The sequence below is a fragment of the Xanthomonas sp. DAR33341 genome (assembly GCF_003992815.1).
Lineage (GTDB): Bacteria > Pseudomonadota > Gammaproteobacteria > Xanthomonadales > Xanthomonadaceae > Xanthomonas > Xanthomonas cissicola.
In genome coordinates this window covers 46,546-61,748 of the sequence record NZ_QEYV01000019.1, presented here as the reverse complement: position 1 = coordinate 61,748, position 15,203 = coordinate 46,546, and the positions used below count along the sequence as shown (strand labels likewise).

General features: G+C 65.3%; 8 protein-coding genes. 3 read left to right on the top strand and 5 right to left on the bottom strand.

The genetic code is table 11. The features are described from left to right. Positions 1-126: 126 nt before the first annotated feature. From EO156_RS06215 to EO156_RS06200, 4 genes are all read right to left on the bottom strand, one after another. Positions 127-1,647, bottom strand: coding sequence for a tryptophan halogenase family protein (locus tag EO156_RS06215; protein ID WP_016849585.1), 1,521 nt, complete (start codon positions 1,645-1,647; stop codon positions 127-129). A 105-nt stretch (positions 1,648-1,752) separates the two neighbouring features. Then, positions 1,753-4,788: a TonB-dependent receptor gene (locus EO156_RS06210; RefSeq protein ID WP_003485089.1), complete on the bottom strand. Its 3,036-nt coding sequence runs from the start codon at positions 4,786-4,788 to the stop codon at positions 1,753-1,755. 313 nt (positions 4,789-5,101) lie between these two features. Beyond that, positions 5,102-8,140: a TonB-dependent receptor gene (locus EO156_RS06205; protein WP_016849584.1), complete on the bottom strand. Its 3,039-nt coding sequence runs from the start codon at positions 8,138-8,140 to the stop codon at positions 5,102-5,104. Positions 8,141-8,307: 167 nt separating this feature from the next. Then, complete coding sequence (locus tag EO156_RS06200; protein ID WP_005917039.1) at positions 8,308-9,360, bottom strand: LacI family DNA-binding transcriptional regulator; 1,053 nt, start codon at positions 9,358-9,360, stop codon at positions 8,308-8,310. Positions 9,361-9,770: 410 nt separating this feature from the next. On the opposite strand from EO156_RS06200, the gene EO156_RS06190 reads away from it, so the two are divergent. The 3 genes from EO156_RS06190 to EO156_RS06180 all read left to right on the top strand — a co-directional run bounded on the left by EO156_RS06190 (position 9,771) and on the right by EO156_RS06180 (position 14,581). Further along, the gene (locus EO156_RS06190; RefSeq protein ID WP_005922819.1) at positions 9,771-10,742 is read left to right on the top strand and encodes a hypothetical protein; all 972 of its coding nucleotides are present in this window, start codon (positions 9,771-9,773) and stop codon (positions 10,740-10,742) included. Then, positions 10,742-13,408, top strand: coding sequence for a glycerol-3-phosphate 1-O-acyltransferase PlsB (gene plsB / locus EO156_RS06185; protein ID WP_003485072.1), 2,667 nt, complete (start codon positions 10,742-10,744; stop codon positions 13,406-13,408). The genes EO156_RS06190 and plsB overlap by 1 nt, the downstream gene beginning before the upstream one ends. Before the next feature lie 192 nt (positions 13,409-13,600). Next, the gene (locus tag EO156_RS06180; protein ID WP_016851389.1) at positions 13,601-14,581 is read left to right on the top strand and encodes a zinc-binding dehydrogenase; all 981 of its coding nucleotides are present in this window, start codon (positions 13,601-13,603) and stop codon (positions 14,579-14,581) included. Between the two features lie 302 nt (positions 14,582-14,883). On the opposite strand, the gene EO156_RS06175 is transcribed toward EO156_RS06180, so the two are convergent. Continuing rightward, complete coding sequence (locus EO156_RS06175) at positions 14,884-15,087, bottom strand: YdcH family protein (RefSeq protein WP_003485069.1); 204 nt, start codon at positions 15,085-15,087, stop codon at positions 14,884-14,886. Positions 15,088-15,203 lie beyond the last annotated feature (116 nt).

Genomic DNA, 15,203 nt, shown 5'->3' with positions numbered 1-15,203 from the left:
GCGCATGCATCGCCTGCACGCCTGAGCGGAGCGTGCCGGTAGCGCATGCTTCGATCTCCGCATCCGTAATCGGCCATCCGTCACTGCCACCCTCAGCATCAGCTCAAGCGCAGGGCAAAAAGGCACTTACGGCAACGTCGCTGCCTTGCAATAGCGATCGATGAATTGCTGGTGGCTCGGCATCACATCCACGCAGTGCGAAATGGTTTGCGCCACGCTGGCCAGAAAGCCTTCGGCGTCGCGGTCGGGCACCTGGTCCACCAGCGGGTGATACCCCTGCGGCAGGATGCCCTGGCCCACCAGTACCTGCACCCAGCTGATCTCGGCGAACATCTCTTCGGCGTTGCGATAGAAGCGCCCGCTGTCGCGGAACAGGTCCAGCGTGGCCTGCAACTCGGGGGTGATCGGCATGTGGCGGCAATGCCGCCAGAACGCGCTGTCGTCGCGTTCGGTGGCGTGGTAGTGCAGCAGCAGAAAGTCGCGGATGCGGTCGAACTCGAATGCCAGCCGGTCGTTGTAGCGCTGCACCAGCACCGGGCTGATGCCCTCGCGCGGAAACAGCTCCAGCAACTTGGAAATGCCGGACTGGATCAGATGGATGCTGGTCGATTCCAGCGGCTCCAGAAATCCGCTGGCCAGGCCCAGCGCGACGACATTGCGGTTCCAGCACTGCTTGCGCCGCCCGGTGGTGAAGCGCAGCGGGCGCGGGTCGGCCAGCGGCTTGCCGTCCAGGTTGGCCAGCAGGGTGGCGGCAGCTTCGTCGTCGCTGATGTGCGCGCTGCAATACACATAGCCGTTGCCGGTGCGGTGCTGCAGCGGAATGCGCCACTGCCAGCCGGCTGCGCGCGCGGTGGAGCGCGTGTACGGCGCCGGTGGGCCCACTTTTTCGCAAGGCACCGCCAGCGCGCGATCGCACGGCAGCCAATGGGTGAAATCGTGATAGCCGGTGTGCAGCGCTTGCTCGATCAGCAGCCCACCGAAGCCGGAGCAGTCGATGAACAAGTCGCCATGCACCACCTGCCCGGAGGCCAGCTGCAGCGATTGCACATGGCCGCTTTCCGGATGCAGCTGCACCTGCTCGACCAGCCCTTCGATGCGGGTCACGCCACGCTGCTGCGAATACCGCCGCAAAAAGTGCGCGTACTGCGTGGCATCGAAGTGGTATGCGTAGGCGATGTTGGCCAGCGGCGAGTTGGCCGGCACATCGCCGGCGGAGGTCATGAACTTGCCGCGCGCAGCCGCCACGGTGTTGAGCGTGTACGCCCCCAGCGGCTGCGCTTTACCGCGCGCGTGTTGCTTGATCCAGTATTGGTGGAACGGCAATAGCCCCAGCGGGTGCCCGATCTGGGTGCCGAAGCCATGCATGTACGTACTGCCGGGGCGTTGCCAGTCGACGAACTCGATGCCGAGCTTGAAGCTGCCCTGGGTCTGGCGGACGAACTCGGCCTCATCGATGCCGAGCAGGTTGTTGAATGCCTTGATGTGCGGCACGGTGGCTTCGCCCACACCGACGGTGCCCAGCTGTTCGGACTCGATCAGCTGCACCTTGAAGGTGGGCCCAAGCACGCGCGCGAACGCGGCGGCCGCCATCCAGCCGGCGGTGCCGCCGCCGACAATGACGATGTTGCGAAGTGGAGCGGGAATCATGTCGATGCATTCCTGAGCAAGACGGCGGACGGACACACGAACGGGGCCAGTTGGCCCCGTTCGACAGACCACATGCCCGTCCCGGCGCATGTGGCAAGGCACGCATCAGAACTTGGCGCCGATTTCCAGCACGACGCTGCGCGGCACGTAGTTGATCTCGCCGCTGGTGTTGATGGCGATGTCCGGAGCGAACTGACCATTGCTACCGAAGCCGTTGTAGGCGTACGCACTGTAGTTCTTGAAGTTGAACGCGTTGAGCAGGTTCACACGTGCATTGAGCTTGAAGTCGCCGGCCACGGTGAACTCCTTGGTGGCCTGGAAGTCCACTGTGCGGTAGCCCCAGATATCGCCACCGACCAGGAACTTGCCGCTGCCCGGCGGGGTGACGCCGACCTGCTGGCACGTCGCGCCATCGGGATCGGTGAAGCCGAAGCAGGCGATCGTGTTGATCGGCTCGGGCGTGGCCAATACCAGCTTGGCACCGAAAGTCACGCCCCATGGGCCGTCGATCGAGCCGGAAGCGACGAAGCGATGCGCGGCCACGGCATCGGATTTGACGAACGGATAGCCGCGGATGGTGGCCTTGTCGAAACCGTAAGGCTCATCGATGTTGCGGTTCTGGCGCGCGCTGGTGTGGGTGTAGGACAAGGTCAGGCCCCAACCGGACTCCTTGGTGTACGGCTTGTCGGCCGACAACAGCACCTGGCTGTTGCGCTGCTCCAGGCCGTTGCTGCCCAGGATGGTGTTCTGGTAGCCCGGCACCGGCTCGCCCCACGGCACGTTGCCATTCTGAAAGTAGGAGCCATCCGGATAGCGGTTGATCAGACCCATCGCGAACCCGTCGTAGCTGAGGATGCGCTGGAAGGTCACATCGGTCAGCCAGTCGCCCACCTGGTTGGTGATGCCGATGCTGTACTGGTCGCTGTACGGCGTCTTGAGCTTGTTGTTGAACATGAAGAGCTCGGCGCTGCCGGCGACACCGGGAATGGTGTTGAGCTGATCGATGCCGTTGAGATAGCGCGGGTCGAACGCCACGCAGGTGCGATCGGCGCGATAGCAGGTGCCGGTGGCCGGATTTTCGAAATACACCGCCACCGGCGACAGCGCCGCCTTGCTGGTTTCCAGCGCCAACTGTTCGAACAGGTTGCGATCGTAGGAGCGCGCGGCACCGCCATGCACGATGGCGGCTTCGTCGCCGAAGATGTCATACGAGAAACCGAAGCGCGGCGCCCAGGCATCCTTGAAGTTCTTGCGGTTGTTGCCGGTGCTGATGTAGTCGGCCACGTTGATGCCGCTGGGCAGCAGACGGTTGGCCCAAGGCTGGCCGGGATTTTCTGCGTCGTTGGCATACAGCGCGTCGACGAAGGCCTGCGAGGTAACGAAGTTGGTGTAGGCCGGAGTGTCTTCGTAATCCCAGCGCACGCCGATGTTGACCATCAACTTGTCGGTGGCGGCCCAGTCGTCCTGCAGATAGATACCGTACTGCTTGGACGGGGAGACCACCGTGGCGCGCTGGCCTGGCGTGGTGTAGGGCGCGATGAAGTCCACGCGGTAGGGTGTGGCGTCAATGCTGCCATTGCTGACGCGATAGCTGAACTGCGGATTCAACGCCGCCGCATCCTGCGAGGTGAGCTCGATGTCCTTGTAGTTCACACCCATCTTGATGGTGTGTTCGCCATGCCACTGGAAGCTGGTGAAGGTCAGATCGTTCTGGATGAACCAGCCCTTCTGGCTCTTGCGCTGCGCGTTCTTGCCGCCAGCCGAACCGGTGGTGAGGAACGTGCGCTCATCGATATCGGTGGAACCGGAACGCGGCTGGAAATAGGTGTAGACGATGCCGTTGCCCAGGGTGCGCGGGGTCGGGTTGTTCTCCGAATTTTCGGTACCGACGATGACCTCGTTGAACCAGTTGTCGGCACTGTGCTGCCAACGCAGGTTGGTGCGCTTGTCCTTGTTGATCTTGTCGGTGGCCTGCGCGAGCGTGTTGGTACCGCCGACGTTGGCGGTCTGGGTCTCGTCGCGGTAGATCGTGCTCAGTTCGATGCGATCGCGATCGGTGGGCTCGAAGTCGATCTTGCCGAACAACAGGTCTTCTTCGAACGGCATATTGGCCGGGCCATACTGGCTGGCCAGGTTGGCCGGCAGCTGGCTGACGAACGCCGCCGCCTCGGAACTCGGCTGCACGCTCTTGGGCGCCACGTTTTCCTTGCCTTCGTAGGCAACGAAGAAATGCATGCGATCCTGGATGATCGGCCCGCCGAGCGCGAAACCGTATTCCTTGGTCTGCGAATCGATCTTGCCGTTGGCTTCTTCGTCGGGCCGCTTGTCGCGTAGATCCTGATCGGTATAGCGATAGAACGCTTCGCCGTGGAACTCGTTGGTGCCCGACTTGGTGGCCGCGGTAATCGCCGCGCCACTGATCTGGCCGTACTCGGCTTTGTAGTTGGAAGTAATGACCTTGTATTCGCCGATCGCCAGCTGCGGGAACGGGTTGCCCTGCGTATCGCTTTGACCGGCGACGCCACCGCTACGTACGTAGCTCTTCTGGCCCACGCCATCGATGTACAGATTGCCGGCACTGGCATTGGACGCACCGCCGCGCAGCTTGGTGTTGCCGTTGCCATCGACCTGAAACACCATGCCCGGCACGGTATCGGCAAACTCCAGGAAGTTACGCGTGGCCTGTGGCAATTGCTGGATCTGACGCGCGCTGATGGTGTTGCCCACCTCCGAGGTCTTGACGTCGCGGATCATCGGCGCGCTGACCGTCACCGTATCCAGCGTGGTCGCATCGCCTGCGGGCGCAGCGGCCGTCTCGGTGCCCAGATCGACGGTGGCGCTGGAGGCCACCGACAGGGTCACCGTGCGGCTGATGCCGTTGGATTCGACCTTGTAGGTACCCGGCTGCAGCCCGACGATGGTGTAGTTGCCGTTCGCATTGACCGGCGCGCGTCGCACCGAGCCGGTGGCGACGTTTGTGACGACGACTTCGCTGCCGTTCTGCGCGGAAGCGACCTGGCCACGCAACGTGGCGTTACTGGACTGGGCCATGGCCGGTGTGGCGGCGAACAACGAGGTGGCCAGGGCGCAGCACAACAGGCTGCGCGCCGGCAGGGTGGAGACGGTGCGGTGATTCTTCATGACTTCCCCCTCCCAGGGGTAAGGCGCGACGCAGTGCAGCGACTGGCGCGTTGGATTGGTGCTTTGGTGTGGAACACAGGGACAACAGGCAACGACAGCCGCGAGGGCTGCAAGAACAACAAGGGTCTGCGGTGACGGGTGCTTGCTCCTTCAGGCACGGGTCGAGACGGATGAAACAGTGGGGGCGTGGCCGATGCAGCGCCTCGGCAATCACCGGGCAATGCAAGACCAACGATGCACCAGGATGCGTGCCGTGCGCGGAGGCCAGCACAGGCGGCCTCCCTGTGCTGGCATCGCTGGCATTGCTAGCGACTTACCAGATGATGCGTGCGCTCAGGAACAGCGTCCGCGGCGAGGTGGACAGCGCGCCGTACTGGTTGATGCTGGCGCGCGGGTTGTAGACGCCGTTCTGGCCCCAGTCGATGGCGTACTGGTCGTAGTTGCGGAAGTTGAGCGCATTGATCAGATCCCCGCGCACCTGCACGGTCAACGCCTCGGTCACATGCATGTCCTTGGACAGCGACAGATCCAGCTGCCGCGTGCCGAAGATGTCGCCGCCGGCGATGAACTTGCCGCCCGGTGCATCCACCGAGACGATACGGATGTTGTCCGACGGCTGTCCGCCGTACTGGTCGTAGGACACCGCTTCATTGCGCGGCGGCACCGTGGCCAGGGTCAGCTTGGCCGAGGCGCTGATACCCCAGAACAGATCGTAGATGCCGGTCAGCACCAGCCGATGGCGCGGCACTGCGTTCAGATCCAGGAACGGGTAGTCGGCGATGGTGGCCGCATCGAACCCGTAGCGATCATCGTTGCCGCGGTTACCGCGTGCGCGCGAGAACGTGTAGGCCGCAGTCAACCCCCAGCCGCTTTCCTGGGTATAGGGCTTGTCGGCCGACAGCAGCAGCTGGCCGGTCTTGGTTTCCACACCGTTATTGCCGATCAGCAGCGAACCGAAGCCCGGCGGATTCTCGTTCCACGGCTGGCCGCCATTCTGGAAGAAATCGCCATTGGGGTAGCGGTTACCCAAGGTGAGGATCAGACCGTCCTTGCTATGGATGTAGGACACCGTGGCCGAGGTGTTCCATTCGCCCAGCCGCGTGCGCAGGCCCAGCGAATACTGGTCGGAATAAGGCGTCTTCAGATCGTTGTTGAGCAGGTCGATCTCACCGTTGCGCACCCCTGAATTGACCAGACTGCCGAGGCTTGCCGGATCGCTGAGGTAGGCCGGATTCCAGTTGACGCAGGTGCCCGGCGCCGGCGTGCAGCCGGGCGCGGCTTCGGCAAAGCGGAGCGTGTACTGCGCCAGCGCCGACTTGACCTGCTCCAGTCCCAGGATGTCGAACAGATTGCGGTCGTAGCTGCGCCCGGCACCGCCAAACAACACCAGCGATTCGTCGCCGCGGAAATCGTAGGAGAAGCCCAGGCGCGGCGCGAAGTTGTTGTTGTCCTGCTTACGGTTATGGCCGTTGCTGATGTAGTCGTTGATGTTGACGCCGCCCTTGGCCAGTTGCTCGGCGTAGGTGGCGCTCACCGTCGGGTCGGTGCCGGGGCCGTTCAAGGCCGCCACCACTTCCGGCGGGGTCACGTTGTCCAGATACGAGGGAATCTTCTCGCCATCCCAGCGCACGCCCAGGTTCAACTGCAGCTTGTCGTTGACGTCCCAATCGTCCTGGATGTACAGGCCCAGCTGCTTGCTCTTGGTCGTCACCGACGGCGCGGCACCTGCAAACGGCAGATTGAACTTCACCTGGTACGGAATCGCCGAGGTTCCCAGGCCATCGGCCACCGCGTAGTAGAACGACGGATTGACCGCCGCGTTTTCGCTCTGGGTCAGCTCCACTTCCTTGTACTTCACGCCCATCTTGATGACGTGGCTGCCGTGCCAGTCGATGCTGTTGAAGGTCAGGTCGTTCTGGAAGCTCGGGCCTTTCTGACCCTTGCGCTGGATCGCCAGGCCGCTGGTGGCGTTGTCGCGGATCAGCACATCGTCTTCGGCGACGCCGCGGGTATAGATGTTCTGGTTGCCCAGGGTGAAGGCATTGGGGTTGAACAGCACGTCCTCGTAGGAGACACGCGCCTCGTTGACGTAACGTTCGCCGAAATGCTGCCAGCGCAGGTCGTAGCGCTCTTCGGTGTTGAGGTTGTTCTTGCCGGCGATGGCGGTGTTGCGGTCGCCCACGTCGTCGCGGCTCTTCTCGTCGCGGTACTTGGCGGTCAACTCCAGGCGATCGTTCTCGCCCACGTCCCAGTCGATCTTGCCGAAGTACAGGTCTTCCTTGAACGGACGGGTGACCGAACCCAGGCGGCTCTGCACGCCGGCCGGCAGGTCGTCGCGCAATGCGCTGAAGCTGTCCGGCACCGAGACCGGGTTGGCCGACACCTCGAAGCCCTTGCCTTCGTAGCTGACGAAGAAATGCGCCTTGTCCTTGACGATCGGCCCGCTGAAGGCCATGCCGTATTCGTCCTGGTGGGTCTGGCGCTTGCTACCGTCGGCATTGGGCGCACCGGCGCGCTCGTCGGCCTGACGCGCGCGGAAATCGGTATTGGTGGTGCGCCCGAAGATCTCGCCGTGGAACTCATTGCCGCCAGACTTGGTGGAGGCCACAATCGCCGCCGACCCCACCTGGTCGAACTCGGCCTTGTAGTTGGAGGTGATGACCTTGTACTCGCCGATCGCCAGCTGCGGGAACGGGTTGCCCGCGCTCTGCTCCTGGCCGGAGACGCCGCCGAACAGATAGCTCTTCTGGCCCACACCGTCGATGTAGACGTTGACCGCCGAGCTGGCCTGCGCGCCACCGCGGATGCGGCTGTTGCCGTTCGGGTCGGTCTCGAACTGCATGCCGGGCACGGTGTCGGCGAACTCCAGGAAGTTGCGCGTCAGCTGCGGCACCGTGTTGATCTGCTTGAGCGACACATTGGTGCCCACTTCGGAGGTCTTGACCTCCTGCAGCGAGGTGGCAGTGACCTTGACCGTGTCCAGGGTGGTGGCGGTGCCATCGGCGGGCGTTGTCGCCTCGCCGCCACTGCCCAGATTCAGGCTCACCGACGAGGCCACCGACAGGGTTACCGTCTTCTCGGTGCCCGGGCCGGCATCCACCTTGTAGGTGCCCGGCGGCAGGCCAACCAGGGCATAAGTGCCATCCGGGCCGGTCGCCACGCGTCGCGTCGTGCCCGTGGCGAGGTTGGTGGCGGTCACGGTGGTGCCTGCCTGGGACGCGGCCACTTGCCCACGCAGGGTGGCGTTACTGGACTGCGCCATGGCCGGGCCGGCGGCCAGCAACGAAGCGGCCAGGGCGCAGCACAGCAGGCTGCGCGCCGGCAGGGTGGAGACGGTACGGTAGGTCTTCATGACTTCCCCCTCCCAGGGGTCAGGCGCGTACCGGCAGCGTGGTCGGCGTGGCGCAGGGTGACGCGTTATTTCAAGGACGAACGAGCAGCGGTAGCGGCAACGATAGAGTTATAAAAAACATAAGAAAGCGTAAATAATTCGTGAAGATGCGATGCGGCGCATCGTTGTCAATGTCCGGCTGTGCCACGGGCGGCGCTGGAGGCACGCACGATCAGTTCCGGAACCATCTGCGAAAATGCTGGCGGTGCGGCTTCGGCAGGCGGTGCAGGCGCATCGACCAACTGCTGGCCCAGCAACAACTGCAACGCACGCGCGCCCAGGCCGGCGATATCCACCCGCATCGTGGTCAGCGCAGGCAGGACGTAGCGCGCCATCGGCACGTCGTCGAATCCGGCCAGCGCAATGTCCTGCGGCACCTTGAGCCCGGCATGGCCGAGCGCGAACAGGCAGCCCAAGGCCATCATGTCGTTGGCGGCGAACACCGCGTCGGGCCGCGTGTCCCGGGCCAACGCCTGGCCGGCGCGGTAACCGGATTCTTCGTCGAAGTTGCCGGGCAAGACCCACGGCTGCACGGCCGGGTCCAGCGCCAGTTCGTCGCGATACCCGCGCATGCGCTCATGCGCATCGAAGTTGTCGTCCGGCCCGGCGATGAAGGCGATGCGGCGGTGGCCACTGTCGCGCAGATGCCGGGTCATGACCCGCGCGCCGCCGTAGTTGTCCACATTGAGCACCGGGCGCTGGCTCGCGCTACCCGCGCAATTGAGCAGCACCGCCGGCAGGCCGCCGGGCAGCGCGTCTTCATGCACGCCCGAATCGCCCAGCGACGGCGACATCACCACCACCCCGTCCACGCGCCCGGGCAGGCGCTCCAGTGCCCGGCGCTGCGCCTGCGGGTCGCCGTGCGAGCTGGACACCAGCAGATGGTAGCCCTGGTCGCGCGCCACCTGATCGATGCCGCGGATCAATTCGGAAAAGAATTCGCCATGCAGGTCCGGCAGCACCACCCCGATGGTGTGGGTGCGCCGGCTGCTGAGGCTGCGCGCGGCGTGGTGCGGGATGTAATTGAGCGCACGCGCCACCTGCAAGACACGCTCGCGCACCGACTCGGCCACGTGCTGATGCCCGTTCATGGTGCGCGAGACCGTCGCCACCGACACCTGCGCTTCACGCGCAACGTCCTTGATGGTGACGCTGCCGCCTTCGGACCGTGGCCGACTCATGCTGTGGCGTTCTCCAGGTCAACGCACGTGGCGCCGCGCGCCGGGGTAAGGCGCACGGCCTGCTGGCACCGAGCGCCCGTGTCGGACAGGCACATGCATGACATCAGCCCCATCTGATGGTGACCCCCAAGCGAGATGCAGCGCACGCTAGCAGGAACTGCAAGCGCTTACATGATGCGCCGCAGCATGCGATCAAACGCAAGTGGCGCAAGGGCTGCAGCCCGATCGCTGGACAAGTTTGTCCGAATAAGACATCGGCAGCCAATGTCGGACACTGGTCGACAACGTGCCAGGAACTACGAAAACGTAACATCTGCACACCATACCCTGGCGCACGGTTCAGGCCTGCCTTGCCGCCAATGCATCCAGACAGCAAGATGCGCCGATCGATCAGGGGGAACATCGTGCGCATGTCGCTACCTACCGTCCGTGCAGGGCGGTTCCACTCCGCCGCGTGGCTGCTGCTGGCCGCGCTGTGCGTGAGCGGCTGCCAGCGCAACCAGACCGCCCCGGCACTGCCCGGCGCCAAGGCCGAGCCGGCCGCGGCGATGCAGGCGATGACCCTGCCGCTGCGGCGCAATGATCTGGTGGCGTATGCGCGCATCCGGGTAACGCCTGCGCAATACACCCAGCTGGAGGCGGCGTGGCGCAGCGGTGCCAGCCGCTGGCCGCTGACCGAACTGCCGCTGCCGAATGAAGTCGGCGCGCTGCTGGGGTCGTTGTCGGCGCCCGATGCCGAACGCCGCCTGCAGCAGGCCTTCGATGCGCAGCTGGCCGGCCAGGCCCAGGGCATCGCGCAGGCGGCGCAATCGCTGGGCCAGTTCGGCGTGCAATACCTGCGTAGCCGCAACGACTACCAGCCCGAGCAGCGCGCCCATTACGTGCAGTTGGTCGATGCCTTGAGCGCGTGGGCTGCCGCCGCGCCGCTGGCCGATCGCCCCCGCGCCAAGGCCAGCATCGCCGATCTGACGAGCGCCGCGCGCGCCACCGGCATTACGTCCGATGCCGACCTGCAGCGGCTGGGCATGGAAGAAAGCCTGCGCCGGCTCGGGCCGTTCTGGGAAACCTGCAAGAAGGTGCTGGAGCGCTACGACCTGTCGATCGACAGCAGCCTGGACGCGCTGCGGACCGGGTTGATCAAGCAGGATGCCGACACCGCCCAGGTACGGCTGCGCTATCCGCTGGCCGCCCACGATATCGATCTGAACGTTGCGCTGATCAAGCGCGAGGGCCACTGGTACCAGCTGCAGACCCAGAACGAAGTACAGGCGCTGCTCGATGCCCAGGCCACGCCCCTACCTAGCGCCACTGCAGCGCCCGACACCGCAGCGGCCGCGCCGGCGAAGCCTGCCGACACCGGGAACCGCCCGGCTGGGCGATAATGACCGTGATGCCAGAACAGAATCCCCTGCCGTTCCCGGACGGCCAGCCCAGCCCGCCCAGCACTGCCGCAGCCGACACCGGCGCCACGGCGGCGGCATTGCCGCTCGCCGAGCCGGTACCGCCAGCGGTTGCGCCATCGATCGCCCCCAGCGTTGCCGCTGCGCGCAGCGGCAAGCGCCCCTGGTGGGCGCGCCTGCTTGGCCGCCTGGCAGACCCCTGGCTGAGCCTGACCATCGAGCCGGACCAGCCCGGTCGCTACGACGACGGCCGCCCGGTGGTGTACGTGCTGGAAGACTACGGCATGTCCAACGCGCTGATTTTGGACAAGGCCTGTCGCGAAGTCGGCCTGCCGTCGCCGCTGGTGCCGTTGCCGGGCGACCCGCTGGAGCGCAAGCGCGCCTACCTGGCGCTCTCACGGCGCAGCAGCAGCAATTCGCTGATTCCCGAGCAGCGCGGCGGCAAGACCCATTCCGATTCGCTGGCCAAGCTGCTGCAGGCGCACCGCGTGCGCGCCGACCTGGACGTGCATCTGGTGCCGGTGTCGATCTTCGTCGGCCGCGCGCCGGACAAGCAGAGCGGCTGGTTTGCGGTGCTGTTCTCGGAAAACTGGGCGCTGGTCGGCCGCTTCCGCCGCCTGCTGTCGGTCTTGCTCAACGGCCGCACCACCATCGTGCGCTTCGCCCCGCCGATTTCGTTGCGCCAGACCATGGCCGAAGGGCTGCCGCCCGAGCGCACCTTGCGCAAGTTGCAGCGCGTGCTGCGCACGCACTTCCGGCGCATCCGCGAAGCGGTGATCGGCCCGGATTTGTCTACCCGCCGTTTGCTGGTCGACCAGGTGCTGGCCGCCGAGTCGGTACGCGAAGCCATCGCCATCCAGGCCAAGCGCGACAATTCCAAGCCGGTCGATGCCTGGCGCAAGGCGCACGCCTATGCGTGGGAAATCGCCGCCGACTATTCCAGCCCGGTGGTGCGCTCGGCCAGCTTCCTGCTGACCCACGTGTGGAACCGCATCTACGCGGGCGTGCTGGTGCATCACCTGGACAAGCTCAAACAGGCCGCGCCCGGGCACGAAGTGGTGTACGTGCCCAGCCACCGCAGCCACATGGACTACCTGCTGCTGAGCTATCTGCTGTACGAACGCGGCATCGTGCCGCCGCACATCGTGGCCGGCATCAACCTCAATCTGCCGGTGGTCGGTACCCTGCTGCGCAAGGGCGGCGCGTTCTTCATCCGCCGCTCGATCAAGGGCAATGCGCTGTATTCGGCGGTGCTGAGCGAATACGTCGCCCAACTGGTGGCCGGCGGCTATTCGATCGAATACTTCGTCGAAGGCGGGCGTTCGCGCACCGGGCGTTTGCTGCAGCCCAAGGGCGGCATGATCGCGATGACCCTGCGCGCGTATTTGCGCCAGCCGCGCAAGCCGGTGCTGTTCCAGCCGGTGTACATCGGCTACGAGAAGTTGATGGAAGGCAACAGCTACCTGGACGAGCTCACCGGCCGGCCCAAGGAGAAGGAATCCATCTGGGGCCTGCTGTGGTCCATCCCCAAGGTGCTCAAGCAGAACTATGGCCAGGTGGTGGTGAACTTCGGCGAGCCGATCGCGCTCAACGACGTGCTGGCCAAGCACGCGCCCGATTGGGACGGCCAGCCGCTGCCGGAAGACGAAAAACCCACCTGGCTGGCGCCCGCGGTCGACATGCTGTCGACGCAGATCCAGACCCGCATCAACTGCGCCGCCGACGTCAATCCGATCAACCTGCTGGCGCTGGCCCTGCTGTCCACGCCCAAGCACGCGATGGGCGAGGCCGATCTGATCGCGCAGATCGAGCTGTGCAAGAAGCTGCTGGCCGAAATGCCCTACTCGGACCGCGTCACCGTCACCCCGCATACGCCGGCGCGCATCATCACCCATGCCGAAGAGATCAACGTGCTCACGCGTGTGTCGCACCCGCTGGGCGATGTGCTCAGCGTCAGCGGCGATACGGCGGTGCTGCTGAGCTACTTCCGCAACAACGTGCTGCACCTGTTCACTGCCTCCTCGTGGGTGGCGTGCTGTTTCCAGAACAACCGCCGCATGAGCCGCGCCGGTCTGTTGCGCCTGGGTCGCACGGTGTATCCGTTCCTGCAGGCCGAGTTGTTCCTGCCGTGGAGCGAAGACCGCTTTGCCGAACGCATCGAACAGACCATCGACATGTTCGTGCGCGAAGGCCTGCTGCTCAACGTCACCGACGACGACGGCGGGATCCTGGCACGCAACACCGGGCAGACCGACGAAGTGTTCCGCCTGCGTGCGATCGGCCACTCGCTGCAACAGGCCTTCGAGCGCTATTACATCGCCATTTCGGTGCTGGTGAAGAACGGTCCCGGCGTGCTCGGTGCCGGCGAACTGGAAAGCCTGTGCCAACAGGCCGCGCAGCGTCTGAGCCTGCTGTACGCACCGGCCGCGCCGGAGTTCTTCGACAAGACGCTGTTCCGCGGCTTCATCCAGAAATTGCGCGAGTTGCGCCTGGTGTGGCCGGACGAAAACAGCAAGCTGATGTTCGACGAGCGCCTGGATGCCTGGGCTAAGGACGCCAAGTTCATTCTCGGCCGCGAACTGCGCCATACCATCGAACGCGTCAGCCCGGCAGCGGCCAAGCCGGACGTGGTCGTGCCCCCGCAGTAAGCCGTTGGCGAACGCCTTCAAGCCCTGTGGGAGGCGTTGGGCGCGTGGCGGGGTGTGGGCGAGACGCCGGCCGCCTTCACGCAGCGGTTCCGTTCGTTTCATCGGGCACTTCCAGCACTCCCGTTAGCATCGCAGCACCTTTCACTGTGATCGGCTGCGTTGCACCACGGGCGTCGCCGGCAGGAGACTTGCATGCGCGCAGCCATCCACACCCGGTACGGCGACCCGGCCAAGGTGCTCGAACTTGGCGAACGGCCCACACCGCAACCCGGCAAGGGCCAGGTCCGCATCGCGATGCGGCGTTCGCCCATCCACAACCATGACCTGTGGACGGTGCGCGGCAACTACGGCTACAAGCCCACATTGCCGGCGATCGGCGGCAGCGAAGGCTCTGGCGTGATCGATGCGCTGGGCGAAGGCGTCCAGGGCCTGCAGGTCGGCCAGCGCGTCGTCGCTGCCGGCGTACACGAGAGCTGGGCCGACTCCTTTCTGGCCGAGGCGACCGGCGTGGTCCCACTGCCCGATGCACTGGATGACGACCGTGGCTGCCAGCTCATCGCCATGCCGCTGAGCGCATTGATGCTGATCGAGTTCCTGCATGTCGAGAAAGGCGACTGGATCGTGCAGAACACCGCCAACGGCGCGGTTGGCAAGACCGTCGCCATGCTCGCGGCGGCACGCGGCGTCAACGTGATCAATCTGGTGCGTCGCGATGCCGGCGTGGACGAACTCGAGGCACTGGGCATCGGCAATGCGGTGTCGACCGCGCAAGACGGTTGGCAGGACCGCGTGCGCGCGCTGGCCGGCGATGCGCCGATCGTGCGCGCTATCGACTCGGTCGCCGGCAAGGCAGCAGGCGAGCTGATGGGGGTGCTGGCCGAAGGCGGCGAGTTGATCTCGTTCGGCTCGATGACCGGCGAACCGCTGGAGATTGCCAGTGGCGATGTGATCTTCAAGCAGGCCACAGTGCGCGGCTTCTGGGGCAGCAAGGTCATGGCCGCCACCAAGTCCGAGGACAAGCGCCGCATGATCGGCGAGCTGTTGAAGGCCGCGCTCGACGGCAGCCTGGCACTGCCGGTGGAAGCGGTGTTCGACCTGAAAGACGCGGCCAAGGCCGCAGCGGCCAGTGCCGAGCCAGGGCGAGGCGGCAAGATCCTGTTGCGCGCAGGTTGAGCCGCCGCAGCCGACGGGCACAATCACACGCAGCATCGTCGAAAGCCAGGCAGTCAACCTTGTGTAGGAGCGCGCCCGAGCGCGACGAAGCTTTCCCGAGAAGGCCCGTCGCCCTCGGGCGCGCTCCTACGGAACCGAGGACGCCAGCTGCTCAAATACCGCCAGTCCACTCCCTTCCCCGGCGTGCGGGGGAAGGTGCCCGAAGGGCGGATGGGGGAGCGCCGCGCCGGCTATGCGTGGACCGCGCCGCCGCAACGCGTGCCCGCGCACCACAAAAAAGCAAACCCAACCGCAGGCGCGTGCTACGCCGGCTCGTCGGGAACCAACTCCATCTCCAGCCGGATGATGTTGTCCTTGATCTGCAGCTTGCGCTTCTTCAGGCGCTTCATCTGCAGTTCGTCTTCCGGATTGGCGGGCATGCGCTGAATCTCCTCGTCCAACGCGCGGTGGGCGCGTCGCAACTCGGCGATCTGCTCGACGATCTCGGCGGTTGACAGGGTTTCCACCCCCCGAGCATACACAACCCAGGGTTGTGCGCGTCACCCGCGCTTGCCAAGCGGCCTGGGGCTGCGACAATGCCCGCGCGCCGCGGGGAAACGGTGGCGCGCCTCGTCCATCATTG

Bases quoted from the DNA above. Each gene is read 5' to 3' on its own strand.
- EO156_RS06215 (WP_016849585.1), bottom strand. From the start codon at position 1,647: ATGATTCCCGCTCCACTTCGCAACATCGTCATTGTCGGCGGCGGCACC.
- EO156_RS06210 (WP_003485089.1), bottom strand. From the start codon at position 4,788: ATGAAGAATCACCGCACCGTCTCCACCCTGCCGGCGCGCAGCCTGTTG.
- EO156_RS06205 (WP_016849584.1), bottom strand. From the start codon at position 8,140: ATGAAGACCTACCGTACCGTCTCCACCCTGCCGGCGCGCAGCCTGCTG.
- EO156_RS06200 (WP_005917039.1), bottom strand. From the start codon at position 9,360: ATGAGTCGGCCACGGTCCGAAGGCGGCAGCGTCACCATCAAGGACGTT.
- EO156_RS06190 (WP_005922819.1), top strand. From the start codon at position 9,771: ATGTCGCTACCTACCGTCCGTGCAGGGCGGTTCCACTCCGCCGCGTGG.
- plsB (WP_003485072.1), top strand. From the start codon at position 10,742: ATGACCGTGATGCCAGAACAGAATCCCCTGCCGTTCCCGGACGGCCAG.
- EO156_RS06180 (WP_016851389.1), top strand. From the start codon at position 13,601: ATGCGCGCAGCCATCCACACCCGGTACGGCGACCCGGCCAAGGTGCTC.